Raw genomic sequence first — 21,234 nt, 5'->3', positions numbered from 1 at the left:
ATTTGAACATAAATGAAATCCATATACTTCTATTATTCCAGTTTTAGAAGAGAATAATATGAATAAAAAACCCCATATGGGACTGATCATCATTCTGCTGATGTTCCCCCAAATTGTTGAAACTATCTACAGCCCAGTATTGCCGCACTTAGTTGATTATTTTGGTGTATCAATGGCAAGCGCTAGTCAAACCTTGTCGATTTACTTTATTTCTTTTGCTATGGGTGTTGTTTTTTGGGGACGAGTTTCTGATCTTATTGGCCGAAGAAAAGCGATGTTGTGTGGTTTGTTTACTTATGGCGTTGGTTGCCTGTTAGCCATCACGGCAACTCAATTTGATATGGTCATGATTGCGCGGGTTGTTTCAGCTTTTGGGGCGGCGGTAGGCTCAGTTATTGGTCAAACAATATTGCGAGATAGCTATGAAGGCAAAGAGCTAGGGAAAGTGTTTTCGCTAGCAATTGTTGCAGTATCAATCAGCCCTGTTGTTGGTTTAATGTCAGGAGGATTGATTGCTGAATATTTTGGACACTTAGTCGTGTTCAGTTTACTGCTTGTCATGGCTTTTATATTGCTGATCGTATCGGCCTTTTCCTTACCAGAAACGAAACCTGCTGATACTAAAACAGTCAGCTTTATTGGTATTTTCACGGTAATGCTAAAAGATAGGGATATTTGGAAAAGTGCGATTCTTGTGGCTTGCTTTAACGTCATGATGTTTAGCTATTATTCTTTAGCGCCATTTATGTTCAGCCAGTTTGGCTTAAGTTCCATTGAATTTGGTTACAGTGGCGTGATATTAGCGGCAGCATCTGTTTTAGGAAGCTCGATGAATAAACGATTGCTAGTAAAAGAATGGGGTTCCCAACGACTCATTCAGATCGCGGTGTTAATCAGCTTTATTGGGGCTATTCAGGTGTACTTTTACCAAGACAACCTTTGGTTTCTATTAGGAATGGCTGCTGTGGTTGTAGGGTTTGGTATGGCAAGTCCTAATATATTTAGTACGGCGTTGGTCAATTATAAGCACCAAGCAGGCACGGCCGGGGCGGTTCTAGGGTTGTTGTATTACTGTTTAATTGGTGGGGGATTAGGGCTTGCTGGTGAGATTGGTAACTTAGGGATAGTGCTAATAGGAATGTCTTTATTGGCAAGCACTATGTTGATGTCTCGTGATTAACCAATTTTGAGAGTGTTAATCTTGTGAATAATAAAGAGAGGCGATCATTGCTTCTCTTTTTTTTTGGTCTAAATCGCTGATGAGTAGAAATGAATACTATATCTAAAAGGTGGATGGCAAGTTGTCGACACATTGTTTTCGAGCAAATTTGGGGTGGGTAAGGGTTTGAAGCTTGCTCACGATTTAACTTGATGAATAACATCTATTTATTTTCTTTTATGGCTTCGTTTACTACTTCTCTACCGATTAGTAAAAGTACTACCTTAGTCTAAATTGTCGACAATTAGCTTGATTGTCGACAATTTAATCATGTATTTTATGTTCATGTTATGAAATTGTTGACAGTTAGGGTCGGCAATCAGAAGTGAGCAGCGTGAATATGAATACTGCGATAAAAGATCCCACCTTAAGTGCAAACACGAAAACACGTGTGAGCGACAAAGAAAACACCAAGTCGGAAAATCTGACAGGGTATCTCGTTGAGGCGATTGTTAACGGTGAATTACCACCGGGCAGTAAGATCTCGGAGCCTGAACTGGCTAAACGCTTCGAGGTAAGTCGAGGACCATTACGTGAAGCGATAATGCGTATCGAAGGGCTTGGCCTGATTGAGCGAATTCCTCATGTCGGCGCTCGAGTTATTACTTTTTCGGCTGACAAACTGCTAGAGCTTTACGCGGTGCGGGAGGCATTGGAAGGCATGGCGGCTCGCTTAGCAGCGCGACATATCACACAAGAAGAGCTTATCGGGCTTGAAGGGTTATTGTCGACACACTCAAAGCACATCGATGAAGTCGAAGGTTCTTCTTACTTTCATCAACATGGGGATTTCGATTTCCATTACCGCATTATCAAAGCGAGTCGTAATAGCAAACTCATTTCGCTGCTGTGTGATGAGCTTTATCACCTATTACGTATGTACCGCTATCAATCGCCTAGGGCTCAGTCTCGACCAAAAGAGGCGCTTGATGAACACAAATACATCCTCCAAGCGATTCGTAATCGCGATGAAGAGCTCGCAGAAATGCTAATGCGACGACACATCTCGGGTAGTCGATTGCTTATAGAACAACAAATTCAATCCAAAGATCTTGATTAAGCGACCATTGGAATCTGTCAGCGGATCAGTGCTGGCGATAACCAAAAGCCGTAAGTCTTAAAGGTTAGCTAGAAATAAACAATTAACAGGGAGCGTCATTATGAAGTTATCAGCAGGAGCAAAGTTCCGACAAGCTGTGCAAGACAACGACCCATTGCAGATCGTCGGTACGGTGAATCCGTATTGCGCGATGATGGCAAAGAACTTGGGGCATCAGGCGATCTATTTGTCGGGTGGAGGTATCGCCAATGCGTCTTATGGTTTGCCTGATTTAGGTATTACGACATTGAACGATGTGTTGGTGGATGTTGAACGTATTACCAATGCGTGTGATCTGCCTTTGCTGGTGGATATCGATACGGGTTTTGGTGGCGCATTTAATATTGCACGTACCATTCGAGCGATGGAGAAGGCAGGCGCAGCTGCAATTCATATGGAAGATCAAGTGGCCCAGAAACGCTGTGGTCATCGACCAAATAAAGCGATTGTGAGCCAGCAAGAGATGGTCGATAGAGTCAAAGCGGCAACCGATGCTAGAACCGATGAGAGCTTTGTGATTATGGCGCGTACGGATGCATTGGCGGTTGAAGGCATTGATAGTGCGATTGAACGAGCGATTGCGTGTGTTGAAGCGGGCGCTGACATGATTTTCCCTGAGGCGATGAATCAGCTAGACCAATACGTGAAGTTCTCGGCGGCGTTGAAATCAGCAACGGGTAAGCACGTACCTATTCTTGCGAACATCACTGAGTTTGGCCAAACGCCACTCTACAACTGTAACGAGTTGGCCCAATCAAGTGTCGACATGGTGCTCTACCCGTTGAGTGCGTTCCGTGCAATGAACAAAGCAGCGGAGAATGTTTACAGACACTTGTTAGTTGAAGGTAATCAAGAAGCTCTGTTGGATTCAATGCAAACCCGTAAAGAGCTTTACGAACACCTGAATTACCACGACTACGAGAATAAGCTTGATCAGTTGTTTTCAAGTGAAGGGTAAACCAGTTTCAATTAATCAAAAATCAACTTAATCCAATAACGTGAAATGGTTAGTCGCCATATCCAGTACCGATGATAAAGATCATCGGACATATAAACAGGCAGCACCAAAGAGTGCAGGCGGCTAACACAGAAAAGGAGTTCACCATGTCTGTATCTTTGAGTGATAAAGCAGCTGTCGATAAGGCTTCAACAGAAAATCAACAACAAAACGCAAATACAGAAAGTGCACCAGCCAGCGCACCTGCAATCGGTGGTGCTGGTCTACGTGGTCAGAGTGCCGGAACTACGGCGCTATGTACGGTAGGAACATCAGGAACCGGCTTAACCTACCGTGGTTATGATATTACCGACCTTGCTAATCATGCTCAGTTCGAAGAAGTGGCGCATCTGCTACTAAGAGGTCACTTACCCACTGAAAAAGAGCTCGATGATTACAAAATATTGTTGGTTGGTCTACGCGGCTTACCTCAACCTTTGAAAGCAGCACTAGAGCTTATTCCTGCAGACGCTCATCCAATGGATGTGATGAGAACGGGTTGTTCAATGTTAGGTAATCTAGAGCAAGAGTCTGACTTCTCTGAGCAACTGTTCGCGACCGAACGAATGCTTGCGCTTTTCCCTGCGATTATTTGTTATTGGTATCGCTTTAGCCACGATGGCGTGCGCATTGATACTGAAGATCAAAGCGAAGCCTGTCTGGGTGGCTACTTCTTGAAAATGCTAACAGATAAAGCGCCGAGTGAACTGCATAAGCAGGTAATGCACTGTTCGCTAACGCTTTACGCAGAGCATGAGTTTAACGCATCTACTTTTGCTGCCCGTGTCTGTGCATCAACACTGTCAGATATTCATTCGTGCGTTACAGCAGCAATTGGCACACTAAGAGGTCCTTTACATGGCGGTGCGAATGAAGCGGCAATGGAAATGATCCAAGATTGGAAAACCGCCGATGAAGCAGAAACTAACATCATGCAGATGCTTGCTAACAAAGACAAAATCATGGGCTTCGGTCATGCCATTTATCGTGAAAGCGACCCACGAAATGCTCTAATCAAGCGTTGGTCAAAAGAGCTAGCTCAAGAGGTCGGTGATAAACAGCTTTACGCCGTTTCAGAACGTGTTGAAGCGGTTATGAAGCGCGAGAAAGGCTTGTTCTGTAATGCTGACTTCTTCCATGCATCGGCATATCACTTCATGGACATCCCAACCAAATTGTTTACTCCGATCTTTGTGATGAGCCGCCTTACAGGTTGGACGGCGCATGTGTTCGAACAAAGAGAAAACAATCGCATCATTCGTCCAAGTGCAGACTACACAGGGCCAGAGCATCAAGAATGGTTACCTATTCATCTACGTTAGCCCTCTATAACGAGCCGACTTATGTCTTGAGGTGACTTCCGTCTTGATACGACAAGGCCTCAAGAACCAACGAATAGAATTTAACAGATAATGGTGGATGTATGTCTGATGTGAAACTTGAACAAGCTCAGTACCTTGATAAAAATCAGTACCGAAAACTTTTACCCGGAACTCATTTAGAGTATTTCGATGCTTGCGAAGCGGTAGAAGCAATATCCCCGGGCGCTTATAAAACCTTGCCTTATACGTCGCGAGTGTTGGCGGAACAATTGGTAAGACGCTGTGATTCTGAAACGCTTGAAGACAGCTTAAAACAGATCATTGAACGTAAGAGCGACCTAGATTTTCCTTGGTATCCTGCGCGCGTAGTGTGTCATGACATTCTAGGTCAAACAGCCTTAGTAGATTTGGCTGGATTAAGAGACGCGATTGCCGACCAAGGCGGAGACCCTGCCAAGGTAAACCCAGTAGTCGAAACCCAATTGATTGTTGATCACTCTTTAGCCGTGGAACATGCAGGCTTTGATAGTGAAGCCTTTGATAAAAACCGCGCGATTGAAGAGCGCAGAAACGAAGACCGTTTTCATTTTATTGAATGGTGTAAAACCGCGTTTAAAAACGTGAGTGTGATCCCTGCGGGTAACGGGATCATGCACCAGATTAACTTGGAGAAAATGTCTCCGGTTATTCAATCTAAAGAAGGCATCGCGTTCCCAGATACCTGTGTTGGTACCGATAGTCATACTCCTCATGTTGATGCTCTGGGTGTTATTGCAATAGGTGTAGGTGGTTTGGAAGCTGAGACTGTGATGCTCGGTCGTCCGTCTATGATGCGTTTGCCAGACATCGTGGGCGTTAAACTGACGGGTCAACGACAAGAAGGGATAACCGCAACGGATATTGTGCTTGCGATTACTGAGTTCCTTCGAAATGAAAAAGTGGTTTCTAGTTACTTAGAGTTCTTTGGTGAAGGTGCTCGTGCACTGACTATTGGCGACCGCGCCACTATATCGAATATGACACCAGAATACGGCGCGACAGCAGGTATGTTCTATATCGATGAACAGACCATACAATACCTAAAGCTGACAGGACGCGAGCCTGAACAGGTTGAGTTAGTTGAGCTATACGCTAAGCAAACTGGCTTATGGGCCGATGATTTAGATTCCGCTCAATACGAACGTGTGCTTGAGTTTGATTTGTCTAAAGTTGAGCGCAACCTTGCAGGGCCATCCAATCCCCATCGTCGTTTACCAACCAGTGAACTTGCCAAACAAGGCATTAGCCAATCATCGTGGAAAGAACAACATTCGGCGAAATATAGCGATGAACAAATGCCCGATGGTGCTGTGATTATTGCTGCAATTACTTCTTGTACAAACACCAGTAATCCAAGAAACGTAGTCGCCGCAGCATTGGTGGCTAAGAAGGCCAATCAGCTTGGGTTAGTTCGTAAGCCATGGGTGAAAACCTCTTTTGCTCCGGGTTCTAAAGTTGCCAAGCTCTATCTTGAATCTGCAGGTTTGCTTCCTGAATTGGAACAGCTTGGTTTTGGTATCGTGGGCTATGCGTGCACTACCTGTAACGGAATGAGTGGGGCGTTAGATCCTAAAATCCAACAAGAGATCATCGACCGCGACCTGTACTCAACCGCTGTGTTATCTGGGAATCGAAATTTCGATGGTCGAATTCATCCTTATGCTAAACAAGCGTTTTTAGCGTCACCGCCATTGGTGGTTGCTTACGCTTTAGCGGGTACGATTCGCTTTGATATCGAAAAAGACAGCTTAGGTACAGACAACAATGGTCAACCAATCTATCTAAGTGATTTGTGGCCAAGTGATGCAGAAATTGATGCGGTTGTCGGTGAGCATGTTAAGCCTCAGCAATTCCAACAAATCTACGTGAAAATGTTCCAACCAGACGAGGAGCAGGTGACTACTGAGCCGCTTTATGACTGGCGACCTCAAAGTACCTATATTCGCAGACCCCCTTATTGGGAAGGAGCTCTTGCGGGAGAACGAAGTCTATCTGGTATGAGACCTTTAGCGATTCTGGGTGACAACATTACTACGGATCACTTATCCCCTTCAAATGCGATTCTCGCTTCGAGCGCAGCGGGGGAATACCTCACCAAAATGGAAGTGCCGGAAGAGGACTTTAACTCTTACGCGACCCATCGAGGCGATCACTTAACCGCGCAACGAGCAACATTCGCCAACCCTAAGCTGTTTAACGAAATGGTGAAGGACGCTGGAGAAGTCGTGCAAGGTTCACTAGCAAGAGTTGAACCCGAAGGTCAAGTTACGCGAATGTGGGAAGCGATAGAAACCTACATGAACCGTAAACAGCCTTTGATTGTAGTGGCGGGTGCCGATTATGGACAAGGTTCATCACGTGATTGGGCAGCCAAAGGTGTGCGTTTAGCGGGTGTTGAAGTGATTGTTGCCGAAGGCTTTGAACGAATTCACAGAACCAACTTGGTTGGCATGGGCGTGCTGCCTTTGCAGTTTAAAGCGGGAACGAATCGGAATACCTTACAACTCGACGGTACCGAACTTTACGACGTGTACGGTGACATTGAAGCAGGTTCAGACTTGGCTTTAGTAATCACTCGTAAAAGCGGTGAAAAGCTTGATGTGCCAGTAACCTGTCGACTAGACACTGCAGATGAAGTGAATGTGTATAGCGCTGGTGGTGTGTTGCAGCGTTTTGCTAAAGACTTTCTCGCACAGTAGGAGCTTATGATGACAAACAAACAGATCAAAGTGCCTGCAACTTATATGCGAGGAGGCACGAGCAAAGGGGTTTTCTTCAATCTAGAAGACTTACCTGAAGCGGCGAAAATGGTGGGTGAAGCGAGAGATGAATTACTCTTACGAGTGATTGGCAGTCCAGACCCTTATGGTAAACAAACCGATGGTATGGGTGGTGCAACATCGAGTACCAGTAAAACCGTGATTGTTTCGAAAAGCAGTAAAGCCGATCACGATGTTGATTACCTATTCGGCCAAGTGGCGATAGATAAGCCGTTTGTGGATTGGAGTGGTAACTGTGGGAACTTGTCTGCAGCGGTCGGTCCGTTTGCTATTCATAGTGGCTTGGTTGACTTGACTCGTATCCCTGAAAACGGTGTTGTTGAGGTGCGAGTATGGCAAGTGAATATCCAGAAAACCATTATTGTTCATGTGCCTATCACCAATGGTGAAGTCCAAGAGTTAGGTGACTTTGAGCTTGATGGTGTGACTTTTCCTGCCGCTGAGATCCAAGTCGATTTTCTTGACCCTGCCGATGCGAGTGGTTCGATGTTCCCTACAGGGAGTGTTGTCGATTTTTTAGATGTTCCCGAATTGGGTTGCATCAAAGCAACATATATCAATGCAGGGATACCAACCATTTTTGTTGATGCTGAATCAGTGGGTTATCAAGGCACAGAGCTTCAATCTGATATCAATAGTGATGCCAAAGCTTTGGCACTTTTTGAATCTATCCGAGCGCACGGTGCGGTTGCGATGGGTTTGATTGATTCTTTAGAACAAGCTGAATCACGCCAACACACACCGAAAGTCGCGTTTGTTGCTAAGCCTCAAGCGTACCAAGCATCTAGTGGTAAATCGGTTGCTGCCGAAGATACTGACCTTCTGGTGCGTGCTTTGTCTATGGGACAACTTCATCACGCCATGATGGGAACGGCTGCGGTTGCGATTGCTTCTGCTGCAAGTGTTCCTGGAACTCTTGTTAATTTGGCTGCTGGTGAAGGCCAACGTGAATCGGTGACCTTTGGCCACCCGTCAGGAACCTTAAAGGTAGGTGCGAAAGCGTTGCAGACCGAAAGTGGGTGGAAAATTGAGAGGGCGATTATGAGTCGTAGTGCCCGAGTGATCATGGAAGGTGCCATCCGTGTGCCTTTTCCTAAGTAAAGCGATTGTCGTGAACGGTTAAATATTCACGAACACAACGCTGAGAAAAGAGTGCACCCAAGTGACACTGCTAAAAGCTAGTCGCTTGGACAAATGGATAAAGCATGGAGGAGGCACTATGTCTGCTACGAATCAAATGAACAGAAAAACAGACTATATCACCGAGTACCAATGGGCTAGGGAAGACCCTAATTCGTTTTGGGAAACACAATCACAAGCGATAGATTGGTTTGAACCACCAAAAACGATATTACAAACTGACGATAACGGTATTGAGCGCTGGTTTCCTGATGGGGTGATGAACACGTGCTGGCTGGCGCTTGATTATCATTGTGAAAATGGGCGAGGTGACAATACCGCGCTGATTTACGACTCTCCAGTTACAGGAACTCAATCCTCGTACACTTACAAACAACTGCGTGACCAAGTGGCTAAAGTCGCTGGTATGTTAGCCACGCAAGGCGTTACCAAAGGCGATCGTGTGGTGATCTACATGCCAATGATTCCTGAAGCGGCGATGGCAATGTTGGCCTGTGCACGACTAGGCGCGGTGCATTCGGTGGTGTTTGGTGGGTTTGCTCCTCATGAGCTTGCCGTTCGAATTGAAGATGCTGAGCCGAAGGTGTTGATTACAGCGTCTTGTGGAGTCGAGATAAACAAGGTTCTACCATATAAGCCAATGGTTGACAGAGCGATCATGGACAGCCGTTGGAAACCAGAAAAAGTCGTGGTATTCCAAAGAGAGCAGTCTCTAGCCGAATTGAACAATGAACGTGATGTACTTTGGCAACAAGCGGTTAGCGATGCATTACCTCATGTGTGTGTGCCTGTTCTAGCTACTGATCCACTATACATACTGTATACATCAGGGACGACGGGTAAGCCAAAAGGCGTGGTGCGTGATAATGGTGGTCACGCGGTCGCGATGAAATACTCGATGAGCACTATCTACGATATGCCGCAAGATGGTGTGTTTTGGGCAGCTTCTGATGTCGGTTGGGTCGTGGGGCACTCCTATATTGTGTATGCGCCACTGATTCACGGTTGCACCTCTATTCTGTTTGAAGGCAAGCCGGTAAGAACACCCGATCCAGGCGCATTCTGGCGTGTTTGTGAAGAATACAATGTTGATGTGCTGTTTTCTGCCCCAACAGCGTTTAGAGCAATCAAGAAAGAAGATCCTGAAGGTGAGTTGCTCACCAAGTATGACTTATCATCGCTCAAGTCGATTTTTATGGCGGGAGAGCGTTTGGACCCGCCAACATTGGATTGGGTCGAGTCTCATACCAATAAACCGGTTATCGATCATTGGTGGCAAACAGAAACGGGTTGGGCTATTTCTGCAAATCCGACAGGGCTTGAATCTTTGCCTGTAAAAGCGGGTTCTTCAACCAAGCCAGTACCCGGTTACCAAGTGGAGATCCTCAATGAATTGGGTGAAATCGCACAAACGAATCAACAAGGGTTTGTGGCACTTAAACGACCATTGCCGCCTGGTTGCTTACCCACGGTATGGCGCAATCATGATCGGTTTGAATCGGGTTATTTGAGTCAGTTCCCGGGCTATTATGTTTCTGGGGACGGTGGCTATCTTGATGAAGATGGGTATCTATTTATCATGGGCCGTATCGACGATGTGATAAACGTAGCGGGACACCGTCTGTCGACCGGAGAAATGGAAGAGATAGTGGGTGGTCACCCAGCCATTGCAGAATGTGCGGTAGTCGGTATTCACGATGACTTAAAAGGGCAGCTACCTCTTGGTTTAGTTGTGCTGAAAGATGGCGTAAAAGTAGATGGCATTGAGTTGCAAGCGGAGTTGGTTGGCAAGGTTCGCAATGAGATTGGCGCGGTCGCCTGTTTTAAGCAAGCCTTGGTTGTTGAGAGGTTACCTAAGACACGTTCAGGTAAGATCTTACGCAGAACTATCCGACAGATCGCAGAAGGTGAACAATATGTGGTGCCTTCGACGATTGACGACCCTACCAGCTTAACTGAAATTGCTGAAAAGCTAGGTAAATAGACGTCGTAGTTTAGGAAGTATCATTTTCGGCTTGTTGATTTATACATAAGCCAGCGTGATGGTTTACCTAAACTCTACTTTATTCATCCGCTTATCCATTACGTTTACTATGACCTCATTATGAATCCCACATATTGAGGTCTTTTTATGCGAGCTTACTTTTTGTTGATTGCTTTACTGGTCAGTGGTGCTGCTAGTGCCAGTATTTCAAGGGATGAAGCGAGTAGAGCGTTGTTAGAGCCTTTGAGCCATCCCAAGGTATTTAAATGTGTATCCAAGACTGGCGTCGATCTCTATCAAGCCGTGTTTGATATTGGTGTCGGGTATGATGCTGATCCAATTAACTCGAAGATGATCGTCAATTCAAGAAAAGGTCGCTACGAATATCAAATCTTAGGTGCGATAAGGTCTGAAAGAGCCGGTGAAATTGTCGTGTTAACTCGTCATGTGGGAGACGGTGTTAAAGTTGCCGCAATGATTGACGATGAAAATGGCAAAATACTGGGGATCGGCGATAAAAATCATTATCGAGATTGCGGTGTTAGGCCACCACCTAGCGCAGAAAATATGCAAAACTTTTGGTCCAAAGGCTAAGAGTGGCATCTGAAAGAGAAGAATTATAGAGAAAGAGCGATTGAGGCGACCTTATTGGTCGCCTTTTTTGTTTGTCAGGCTAAAGGGAGCTCAAAGATATATATCAATAAGCACTTATGCGATGGTTGAATGATATATAACTGAACATGATGTATCGTCTAAACGTGGCTTTATTTATCTCATTCACGGTTCTGCTTAAGATGACTCTACTCCAAACGAAGAACTAAGCGAGACTCCTATGAAATTCACTAAATCTTTTCTTTTAGCGACACTGATTGTGACTCTTTCTGGTTGCGCGTCACCAGCAATGGATAACGAAAATGAAAACGCAGCGCGTAATCGTGGTGCTATTGGTGGTGCTTTATTAGGAGCGACGGCTGGAGCGCTGACCGGAGACGCGAGCTTAGCGGTTAAGGGCGCTGCATTAGGTGGTGTGACCGGTGGTGTTGCTGGTTCAATGAAAGATACGGATGATGCGAGAAACGCACAACGAACCCAAGTCACTGCGGATGGTCTAGCGCAAGACAATCGCACCGATGCAGAAAAGCGAGTTGCTGAAGTAGAGGCTGAAATTAAGCTTATTGAACTAGAACAACAGTTTGCTGAACTCAAAGAAGAGAAAGAGGACAACGGTGCATAAAGCTAAAGCCTAGATATTCGTTTAATTCAAAATCATTCAAACAGAATGGCCACGTAATGTGGCCGTTTTTGTATCTAAAATACGCACTTCAAACAATGAATTAATTCAATAACTTGTATAGATACTCACGCCAAGTAAACTAGACTCAGTTTAGATATTAATTTGGTTTGAGAAGCGCAATAGTCATGAATGTCACCTTAAGGGCTGCAAAGCATACGGATTTGGAACAACTTAACGAGTTAATGTTCGATCTCCACCATCATCACCACCTTGCTAGCCCAGAGCACTTTAAAACGGCAGAAGAGATTGAGCAGGAAAAAAGCATTGCACGTTACTTGGATGATCCTGAATGCTTGGTTTATGTGGCATTAAAAGGTGAGCTCATTGTTGGCTTTATCTCCGGACATTTTTGTGAGCTTATCTCAACGGTGAGTAAACCGGTGCCGATGGGGAGTGTCGATGAACTGTTTGTCTTGCCTGATTATCGAAAAGAATCGATTGCTGAAAAGTTGTTTAGCAAAGTTGAAGCGACTTTTGATGATTGTGGGGTTGAACAAGTCTTTGTAGAGGTTTGGGACTTTAATTCACCTGCCAAGGACTTCTATCAAAAAATGGGGTTCACACCTCACATTCAATGGATGAGGAAGGCTTTGCACAAAACGTAGACAGCGATTTTGTGCGTGTTTGATTACACTAGAGCAGTCTTTAACTTTTTCTCTTATTTTTAGGTAAACTCGTTGGCTATTCGATATTTATTAGTTTTCATATTATCTCTTTTGAGTACTACTTCCGCTTGGGCGAGCAACACTTTGCCCGATCATATCGCGGGCGCTTTGTGTGTAGTACGTGCTGATAACCAAATCGTATTGGTTGATGAATTGATCACGGGGCAATTGTCTCTACCGGGAGGCACTGTGGTTTCTGGTGAGCCGCCAGCGGTCGCGGCGCAACGAGAAACTTGGGAAGAGGCGGGCTTGTCCGTGACGGTCGGTGATGTGTTGGGATATACCGACAGTGCCGTTGTGTATGATTGTGTCTCTGACTCTGAAGTGATCAGTTACAAAGCTCGAAATGAGTTAGGTGGCTTTGAGCTACCAATCTGGTTTGCTCCTCATTATGGTGTGGAAGTCAGTCGCGCGATGTTATTGCCACCTACGGAGTTGCAAGCCAATCAATACCGTTACCCAGAGCAATGGTCTGAGATTAACGAATTCTTTCTATCCGCGACAGATCAACCTGTGACGTATGTGACTGAGCTGGTGGGCGCGGCACCGAAAGTCCATCAAGTTGAATTAAATTGGATTGTGTCGCTTCAAAACGCGTTCGATAAGATGCCAAGCGTGTTTGCGAATACTGTGCTTTTGACAGACTTGTTAGCGAAGCCATGGGTTTTCATTGTGATATTGCCACTAATTGCTTGGTACTTTGGCCGTAACTTCGCGTTGAAGTTTGGCTTCACTTTGATCTCGGTGACACTGCTTACTTTGATCGCACATCAAGGTTTTGGTTTTCCACGTCCACACGCTTACTTGCCAACATTGAAACTGGTGATGAGTAGCGGGTATAGTTTCCCAAGTCTATTAGCTGCGTTATGGGTAAGTTTAACCTTGTTAGTCTTTTGGAAACTAAATCGCCTCTTGGAGCAAAAAGCTATTCTGATAGTGCTCGCAGGCCTGCTGTGGATCATGCTATTTAAGTCTTATTCAGGCAGTGCGTTTTTTAGTGATGTATTAATGGGTGGAGTATTAGGTGCATTAACGACGTGGCATATCGTGAGATTAGACGCGAAACCGGATGTAGATATCAGTGCTTTATTAAGTTCTAAAGGTGTTTGGTGGGCATTGTGCTTACTGTCGATTGTTCTCACGGTGATATGGCCACTGCCAACATTCTCATTCTGGGTGGCGATTTTAATGACGATTGCATGCCTAGTGACGTTAACAGACTCGAAACCTTTGGTTGGTCAGTTCTCATTCAAGATCGTTCTTGGAGTGATGGCGATGTTGTTAGCGGGGAATCTGCTGATTAGCTGGACTGGAAGCTTTGTCTCTTTCAGTGGTATTGCTTCATTTATTATTGAAACGTTACGTTTCCCAATCTTGATTCTGTTTGGTGTGGTGGCATTTCGTCTGCCTTGGGCTAGAAAATAATAAGTAGAACGACTCATGTAAAAAAGAAGGCTGTGCAATGCACAGCCTTCTTTATATCAATGTATTTTAGGTGAGTTAGATAAAGTAGAGGGCTCTATCTAGTGCTTACGAGTTGAAGATAAACTTCTCAATCGCGACCGCTACACCATGGTCGTCGTTGCTTGCTGTGATGTGATCCGCCAGTTTCTTGGTTTCTTCCATTGCGTTGTCCATTGCAATGCCAAGGCCTGCGTATTCAAGCATATGGTGATCGTTTTCAGCATCACCCATGCAGATTACTTCTTCCGATTTAATGCCTAAGTGTTTCGCTATCGCTTCAATACCGACACCCTTGTTTGATTTTGGGTTTAGGAACTCTAAGAAGAATGGTGCACTTTGTACGATAGTAAACTGAGTCTTAAGCTCTTGTGGCAGCTTGCCGATGATTTCAGCTAGCTTGCTTGGTTCAGCGACAATCATGGTCTTGATGATTTCGTGGTCATCTTCTAGTTGAGAAAAATCGAACTCGGTAATCTCTAAGCCGTTAATACGTGCTTCAATAGCGGTGAACTCATTGTTTTCAGGTGTGATTAAGCCGTGAACCTTGCTGAATGCATGAACATAACCACCAAGCTGTTCAGCTAGTGCTGTGATCTCTTTCGCAGCCTTACCGTTGCTGATCTCACTGTGAATGATCTCTTTTGTCGATACGTTCTGAACCATAGAGCCGTTGTAGAAGAGTACAAAGTCATCTTCGCCGTCAATCGAAAGCTCATCTAATTTGCTTTGCATGCCTTCTAAAGGGCGACCAGAAGCGAGAACCACTTTCACACCTGCAGCTCGTGCTTTGGCGATTGCGTCTTTGTTCTCTTGAGAAATCACTTTTTCACTGTTGAGTAGTGTGCCATCCATATCAAGAGCAATCAGTTTGTACATGTTGTTCCTTACTAAAAAATTAAAAGCTAACAAAATCTAATGGACGAAAGGATAAGGGAACTTGAAACTTCAGGCTAGGGCTTTGATCAACTCATTTATCAGTACTCATTTGTTTGACCAAAAGGGGGAAGTGCTTTAAGGTCTGCGGTTGATTAATTTCATCAAATGATTGAGCTGAGGGAAAGTTGTACAAGATTAATGAAATGTTTGAAACCATTCAGGGTGAGGGCGTGTTTACTGGCGTCCCCGCTGTTTTTGTTCGTCTGCAAATTTGCCCAGTGGGCTGTTCTTGGTGCGATACTAAACAGACCTGGGAAGCGTTGCCAGAAGATGAAACCAGCCTTGGCGATATTATGGTTAAGACAGAAGATTCACCAACTTGGTCAGCAATTGATGCTCAAGGAATCGTGAATGAATACATCAAGCAAGGTTACACGGCTAAGCACATTGTGATTACCGGTGGTGAGCCGTGCATTTATGATCTTGTTCCTCTTACTGAAGCATTTGAGCAGCACGGTTGTCGCTGTCAAATTGAGACTAGCGGAACATCAGAAGTTAAAGCCACATCGGACACTTGGGTTACGGTGTCACCGAAAGTGGCGATGAAAGCGAAACTGGAAATCTTAGATAGCGCCTTGCAACGCGCTAACGAAATTAAGCATCCAGTAGGTACAAGCAAAGACATCGAACAGCTTGACGGTTTATTGGAGCGAGCAGCAGTTCCTAACGACACTGTGATTGCTCTGCAACCAATCAGCCAAAAAGACCGCGCTACTCAGCTTTGTATTGATACCTGCATTGAGCGCAATTGGCGCTTATCAATACAAACTCACAAATATTTGAGCATCGCATAGGTTGTATTTTTGCTGGGCAAGATAAGTCGCAAGTAGAAGGTTGTCGTAAGGATTTAAGATGAAAAAAGCAGTGGTAGTATTCAGTGGTGGTCAAGACTCAACAACATGTCTTGTTCAAGCATTAAAAGAGTATGATGAAGTTCATGCAATTACATTTGATTATGGTCAGCGCCATAGACTCGAGATTGAAGTGGCTGAGTCATTGTCGAAAGAACTTGGTGTGAAAGCGCACAAAGTGATGGATGTGACTCTGTTGAATGAACTGGCTATTAGCTCTCTGACTCGTGACGATATTCCTGTATCTCATGAGCTACAAGAGAATGGTTTGCCGAACTCATTCGTTCCTGGTCGTAATATTCTTTTCTTAACGCTGGCAGGTATTTACGCGTACCAAATCGGCGCTGAAACCGTGATTACAGGTGTGTGTGAAACAGATTTCTCTGGCTATCCTGATTGTCGCAATGATTTTGTAAAAGCGATGAATTCTGCGCTTGTACAGGGCATGGACAAGAAGCTTGATATCAAAACACCACTAATGTGGCTAAACAAGGCTGAGACATGGGCATTAGCAGACCAGTACTCAGCACTTGAGCTTGTTCGCAATAAAACTCTGACTTGTTATAACGGCATTGTTGGTGATGGTTGTGGCGATTGCCCTGCATGTGAACTAAGAAAAGTTGGCCTTAACGATTACCTCGGTGATCGCGAAAGCATTATGGCGGAGTTGATTCGCAAACAGACCGAGAATAAATAACATCAGGTAAGTCGATCGGGTCGTTATAAGCATCGATGATGCAGTTTCGGCCGTTGCTTTTAGCTTGATAGAGTGCTTGGTCAAGCACCGAATACAGGTCATCAAAGTCACTTAATGCGTTTGAGGTTGCTAGATAAGCAAAGCTCGCGGTTACATTAAGTGACTTTTTGCTTTCAGATAAGAAGACAGTGCTTGAAATAGCGTAGTGCAATTCTTCAACACGTTCTCGTACCTCTGATGGTTTGGTATCGGTTAGCATTATGACAAACTCTTCACCGCCTAAGCGACCAAACAATTCACCCTTCATTAAGTGCTTTCTAATTTGTTGACTAATATGGACGAGTGCTCGATCACCAGTAGGGTGGCCATGTTGGTCATTTATCTTTTTGAACTTATCGAGGTCTAGCAAAACCAGAACGTGTTGCCTGTTCGCGTCTTTACTGCGTTTCACTCGTTTGATTCTTCGTATTATTTCGGTTCTGCCGTACGCTTTTGTCATTGAGTCAACAGCCGCTTTCGCACGAACCGTTTTGTTCACCAATATCGTAAAGCTCGCAGTACACAGCAATAAAATAATAAGGATGTTGTACATCAATCGCTGGTGTTCCATTTTTTCGATTTGAAAGCGGTCGATTCGTGTTTGATTGGCCAAGAACGAGCTTTCTAGTTGTTGCTCATACTTAGCGTGAGTCAGGTCTAGTGCTTCAAAAGCTAATCGATTATCGATGTCTCGCGCTTCCATCTGTATCGACGAGTATCGTTGGTAAAAGTAAAACGCCTGTTGGTAATCGATCAATGCTTGATGAATGTCAGAAAGCTGAAGAAGGGCTTTGGCAATGTACTTATGCCTTGTGACTTGCTCAGCCAACTCTAAAGCTTGCTGTGCATAATTCAATGCTTCCTGAGTTAGCTTCCTTTCTTCGAACATGTCGCTGATCGCTAAGTACGCGTTGATGCGAATGACATCGTTGTTTAGTGCGTTGGAGTCGGACAGAGACTCGACTAAATAGTCTCTCGCCAAATCATAGTTGTTGGTTTGTGTGTAGGCTTTGCCTAAACCAAGGTTTGTCAGAGCGATGCCGTAGTTATGAGATGAGGTACTCAACAGTACTTTGGCTTGCTTAAAGTGGGAAATCGCTAGGTTGCTTTGACCTTGACTAAGATACAAGTCAGCCAAGCTATGATGTACTTGAGCTTTCATCAAATATGAAGCATCGGCTCTGAGTTCGAGCGCTTGTTCTAGGTACTGCGCTGATTTGTCGTATTGCTTGAGCTCTTTGAGCAAATTACCCACATCGTTATAGATCCCCGAAATGTCATGTCCTTGTGGGAACACGTTTATCAGTGATAGGTAGGTATCTAGCGCGGCTTGATAGTCACTGCGGAAATGGTGATTGTTAGCGATGACTCGATAAGTACCAAACTTTGGTAACACAGGGTCAGCGATGTTATGTAAATCTGATTGAAGCGCAGAACAGTAATAGTTCGCTTGATGATATTTAGCTTGCTCGTTAAGCGATCGGCATAGCTGGTATTTTAGCAGGGCTCTTCCAGTCAAATCACTGCGTGATTGCATCTTCGCCAATAGTGTCAGAAAGCTTTGTTGCGCTTCCTCATATTGGCCTTGGCCATCTTTCATCAATGCAGAAATAAACGCTTCTTCAATCGCTTGGTACTCACTGTCGTTTGAAGCGATTCCATAGAACGGTTGATCCCGGTGGCTCATGTATTGATATAACAGAGATGAAAGGTAAAGCTTATCCCCATAGACGGTAGAACCAGTGTAACGGGTTTGCAGCATGTTTAATGCACGCGATGGGGAATGAGTTAGAGTCGAGAGATAGAGTGCATTCCAATCAGTATTTGGAGTCGTGTTTGAATCCAAATTAGATGAGTTGAAAGGAGAGCCCTGGTGACGATCTTGTGTTGATACTTGGCCATGAGAATAAAAGCTAATGAACAGTAGAAGGGTAATAAAAACAGAGTGAGTCACAAGAAACTATCTATCAGATAAAGAACGATATTCTATTATTAGTTTGATGTTGCTTCAAATTTTGAATGGTATGGGTAGGAGGTTATGCGAGGTAAGTCTCTAATTTGTTGATATTTATCAGAGGTGTATCGGTCGTACTGTTCGCACGACCGATATCGGAAATTAGATGTATAATTTCGCTAGATCAGAAGGCTCAAGTTCTTTGCCTTCTAATGTTGCATTCCAGTTAATACCAACAAGAACGCCGTCTTCAGCTAGAGTCAGTAACCAATCTTCTACAAAGATATCTAGTGGAATTTCTAATACTTCGAAGTCAGCCCACTCTTCAACGTTGTGAGTCTGAGCATCTTCTTTTGAAGACCAAAAAGGCATCACTTCGCTGCTTTCGAATTCACTTGAGTCACATGCTAGCCAACCTTCTTCATTACGAAGGCCCCATACCAGTTTAGTTTCTTGTGTTTCAGAAACGAAAAGTTCTAGATTTGCTTGAGTATCAGCTGTTAGTTTGCTCATGGATTAATTCTCTATGTTGATAACGAGGCAAGATTAACATTATAGACGGCTTAGGTACATGCTATTCAAGGAATTATCACCATACTGAAACGTTAACTAAAGATCACGTTTCAGTATGGTAAGCGCAGGATAGAGCCTACTTTTTTATTTTGGTGAAGATGTGCCACTCTTCTTTGATGTTGCCTTTAAATCCAACAACGGAAGCGACAACTTTTCGATGTAGTGCGTGATTAATTTGGCTGTCATCACTGCTGAATTCAGAATCACCATGACCCACGATATTGACTCGAGATGGTTGAATACCATTACTGATAAGGGCTCGCCTTACGTGGGATGCTCGCTCTTTTGACAGTTTTAAATTGTGTTTGGCATTGCCCACTTTACTGGCATAACCTTGCAACTCAATCGATGTACCCTCGTAACGCTTCAAAAACGCAGCCATCTGGCGTATCTGCCCTAGGAAAACAGGATTAATTTCCGTAGAGTTATTAGCAAAGAGTATGTGGAGCTCTTTCTTTTCTGAGGATTCAAAATATGAACCACAACCGTCGTTATCGATATCTGCACCAATTTGCGTATCGGGACATAGATCTCGCGCGTTAATTACGCCGTCATTATCATCATCTTCGAGATCATAAATTTGCGTGATGTCTGGAAGAGCCCGATATTCAAATTCTTCATTGCTTGTTTCAGCTAAAACGTTGGCAGAGACAATCATGAGACAAAGCGGAAATACAGTCTTTATCAGCTTCATTAGTATTCTACCTTTTCATTCCATTCTTGAGGGGTTTCGACGCGTAACCCAGTTAACAGGTTTCCTGTTGCATTCATTACTCGGTACTTCGCGTATTGTTCGTCGTACTTGGCATCCAGATAGCCCTTACGGGCTTCGAATAGTTCGTTCTCGGTGTTAAGCAAATCGAGAAGGGTACGTTTACCGATACGGTATTGTTTCTCATAAGAGATAACGGTGTCTGATGCCGAGTCTACGTGGTCAGATAGAAACTCTTTCTGTTGAACGGTTAAATCAAGTGCGCTCCATGAAAGACGCAAGCTCTCTTCTACATTACGGTAAGTACTCTCGCGGAGGTCTTTCGCTTTGTTTAGTTGATAAGCGGCACTTTCTGCACGGTCTTGGTCTGAACCGCCGTTGTAAAGGTTGTATCTTAAACGAACCATCGCAGAAAACTCGTCACTGCTGCCTGGAGTGCCACCGGCATCATCGCGCCAGGTTTGAGCGGCTTCAAAAGAAACCGTTGGGTAGTTGGTGCTCTTAGATTGCTTGTATTGAAATTTCGCTGAGTCTACATCGGCTTGTGCAATCTTAATTACTGGGTGCTGATTAAACGCTTTTGCTAATGCGCCATCAACCGTGTAAGGGATAGCGCCTGCATCTGCGCGAGGGAAGGTTAACCCTAGCGGAGATTGACCCACGAGCCTTTTGAATTGCGTATGAGTGTCAAAAAGGTTGTTTTGCGCCGCAAGTAAATTACCGTGCGCTTTAGCAATACGTGCTTCTACCTGTGACATATCTGCTGTTGAGCCAATACCTGACTCAACACGCTTGCGAATATCGCTGTATATTTTTTTGTGGGTTGCGAGGTTATTTTCAGAGAGTGAAAGCACTTCATAAGCTTTTACCGCATCGAGATAAACCTTGGTCACTTCTAATGCGATATCTTGGGCATTAGATATCAATTGATAACGCACTGATTCCGCATCAGCAGCGGTACGGTCAATATCATTCGATGTATTAGCCCCATCCCAGATAAGCTGGGTTAGCGTAATTGTCGCTTCTTTCCGAGTCAGATCGGTCGTGCTTGAGTTAGTTGCTAGATCGGTATGCTCGTAACCAATACCTCCATCCAAGTCTATACTTGGACGATAAGCACCGCCAGAAGCATCATTAAGATATCGCTTACTGACATATTCGTTATAAGCACTTTTGATTTCAGGATTACTTTCTAAAGTGAACGCAACGGCTTGCTCTAGGGTTTGTGCTGTCGTCGGTAAGCTCATACTTATAGCTAACCCTAATGTTGTCTTTTGAAGCCTATTCAATGTGCATCTCCCTAAAGTTAGCTCGCATCTAAGTCTTGAATTTGTGCTGTTATATACGAAATTTAGATGAACCGCCAAAAAAATTACGATCGCTAAGCTGGCGTTCGCAAATGGTTGTCAAAATGTTAACCGATCAGCGTGCGTTTTATGGTGTTTTTAGACACGTCAATCTTACGTTTT

At 44.4% G+C, this 21,234-nt stretch carries 18 protein-coding genes; 13 read left to right on the top strand and 5 right to left on the bottom strand.

Features of this window, described 5'->3' with window-relative positions; translation table 11 throughout:
- The first annotated feature begins 58 nt into the window (after nt 1-58).
- From AC3CID_RS08730 to AC3CID_RS08680, 11 genes are all read left to right on the top strand, one after another.
- Nucleotides 59-1,180: a multidrug effflux MFS transporter gene (locus AC3CID_RS08730; protein ID WP_488526404.1), complete on the top strand. Its 1,122-nt coding sequence runs from the start codon at nt 59-61 to the stop codon at nt 1,178-1,180.
- A gap of 379 nt (nt 1,181-1,559) precedes the next feature.
- Nucleotides 1,560-2,279 carry a GntR family transcriptional regulator gene (locus AC3CID_RS08725; protein WP_488526403.1) on the top strand — a complete coding sequence of 240 codons (720 nt, stop codon included), beginning with the start codon at nt 1,560-1,562 and terminating at the stop codon, nt 2,277-2,279.
- Nucleotides 2,280-2,379: 100 nt separating this feature from the next.
- A complete protein-coding gene (prpB, locus tag AC3CID_RS08720; protein ID WP_171330677.1) occupies nt 2,380-3,276 on the top strand; it encodes a methylisocitrate lyase in 897 nt (298 codons plus the stop codon).
- Nucleotides 3,277-3,422: 146 nt separating this feature from the next.
- Nucleotides 3,423-4,637: a bifunctional 2-methylcitrate synthase/citrate synthase gene (gene prpC / locus AC3CID_RS08715; protein ID WP_488526402.1), complete on the top strand. Its 1,215-nt coding sequence runs from the start codon at nt 3,423-3,425 to the stop codon at nt 4,635-4,637.
- Between the two features lie 101 nt (nt 4,638-4,738).
- Nucleotides 4,739-7,375 carry a Fe/S-dependent 2-methylisocitrate dehydratase AcnD gene (gene acnD / locus AC3CID_RS08710; RefSeq protein WP_488526401.1) on the top strand — a complete coding sequence of 879 codons (2,637 nt, stop codon included), beginning with the start codon at nt 4,739-4,741 and terminating at the stop codon, nt 7,373-7,375.
- Between the two features lie 9 nt (nt 7,376-7,384).
- Nucleotides 7,385-8,557: a 2-methylaconitate cis-trans isomerase PrpF gene (gene prpF / locus AC3CID_RS08705; protein ID WP_488526400.1), complete on the top strand. Its 1,173-nt coding sequence runs from the start codon at nt 7,385-7,387 to the stop codon at nt 8,555-8,557.
- A gap of 118 nt (nt 8,558-8,675) precedes the next feature.
- Nucleotides 8,676-10,580: a propionyl-CoA synthetase gene (locus AC3CID_RS08700; protein ID WP_171313466.1), complete on the top strand. Its 1,905-nt coding sequence runs from the start codon at nt 8,676-8,678 to the stop codon at nt 10,578-10,580.
- Nucleotides 10,581-10,727: 147 nt separating this feature from the next.
- Nucleotides 10,728-11,174, top strand: a complete 447-nt coding sequence (locus AC3CID_RS08695) for a hypothetical protein (RefSeq protein WP_171330671.1) — start codon at nt 10,728-10,730, stop codon at nt 11,172-11,174.
- Between the two features lie 238 nt (nt 11,175-11,412).
- Nucleotides 11,413-11,814 carry a YMGG-like glycine zipper-containing protein gene (locus tag AC3CID_RS08690; protein ID WP_488526399.1) on the top strand — a complete coding sequence of 134 codons (402 nt, stop codon included), beginning with the start codon at nt 11,413-11,415 and terminating at the stop codon, nt 11,812-11,814.
- Between the two features lie 185 nt (nt 11,815-11,999).
- Entirely contained in the window at nt 12,000-12,479 is a 480-nt protein-coding gene (locus tag AC3CID_RS08685; RefSeq protein ID WP_488526398.1) for a GNAT family N-acetyltransferase, read from the top strand.
- Nucleotides 12,480-12,551: 72 nt separating this feature from the next.
- Nucleotides 12,552-13,964 (top strand): bifunctional NUDIX hydrolase/phosphatase PAP2 family protein, encoded by a 1,413-nt coding sequence (locus AC3CID_RS08680; protein WP_488526397.1) that lies wholly within the window; start codon nt 12,552-12,554, stop codon nt 13,962-13,964.
- A gap of 105 nt (nt 13,965-14,069) precedes the next feature.
- Here AC3CID_RS08680 and AC3CID_RS08675 read toward each other — a convergent pair whose 3' ends face one another.
- A complete protein-coding gene (locus AC3CID_RS08675; protein WP_488526396.1) occupies nt 14,070-14,879 on the bottom strand; it encodes a Cof-type HAD-IIB family hydrolase in 810 nt (269 codons plus the stop codon).
- A 185-nt stretch (nt 14,880-15,064) separates the two neighbouring features.
- Here AC3CID_RS08675 and queE point away from each other — a divergent pair, with 185 nt between their 5' ends.
- Together queE and queC are read left to right on the top strand one after the other, a co-directional pair.
- Nucleotides 15,065-15,733: a 7-carboxy-7-deazaguanine synthase QueE gene (gene queE / locus AC3CID_RS08670; protein ID WP_323054484.1), complete on the top strand. Its 669-nt coding sequence runs from the start codon at nt 15,065-15,067 to the stop codon at nt 15,731-15,733.
- 58 nt (nt 15,734-15,791) lie between these two features.
- Nucleotides 15,792-16,487 (top strand): 7-cyano-7-deazaguanine synthase QueC, encoded by a 696-nt coding sequence (queC, locus tag AC3CID_RS08665; RefSeq protein WP_488526395.1) that lies wholly within the window; start codon nt 15,792-15,794, stop codon nt 16,485-16,487.
- Here queC and AC3CID_RS08660 read toward each other — a convergent pair.
- From AC3CID_RS08660 to AC3CID_RS08645, 4 genes are all read right to left on the bottom strand, one after another.
- Nucleotides 16,447-18,480 carry a diguanylate cyclase gene (locus tag AC3CID_RS08660; protein WP_488526394.1) on the bottom strand — a complete coding sequence of 678 codons (2,034 nt, stop codon included), beginning with the start codon at nt 18,478-18,480 and terminating at the stop codon, nt 16,447-16,449. The genes queC and AC3CID_RS08660 overlap by 41 nt on opposite strands.
- Before the next feature lie 162 nt (nt 18,481-18,642).
- Entirely contained in the window at nt 18,643-18,993 is a 351-nt protein-coding gene (locus tag AC3CID_RS08655) for a DUF2750 domain-containing protein (protein WP_004733613.1), read from the bottom strand.
- A 136-nt stretch (nt 18,994-19,129) separates the two neighbouring features.
- On the bottom strand, nt 19,130-19,747 hold the full coding sequence (locus tag AC3CID_RS08650) for an OmpA family protein (protein WP_171330661.1): 618 nt from the start codon (nt 19,745-19,747) through the stop codon (nt 19,130-19,132).
- Nucleotides 19,747-21,012 carry a TolC family outer membrane protein gene (locus tag AC3CID_RS08645; RefSeq protein WP_004733615.1) on the bottom strand — a complete coding sequence of 422 codons (1,266 nt, stop codon included), beginning with the start codon at nt 21,010-21,012 and terminating at the stop codon, nt 19,747-19,749. Before AC3CID_RS08645 ends, AC3CID_RS08650 begins: the two co-directional genes overlap by 1 nt.
- Nucleotides 21,013-21,234: the final 222 nt, after the last annotated feature.

Source organism: Vibrio sp. QJM3NY_21, assembly GCF_057785975.1.
This window is presented reverse-complemented; position numbering and strand designations above follow the sequence as displayed.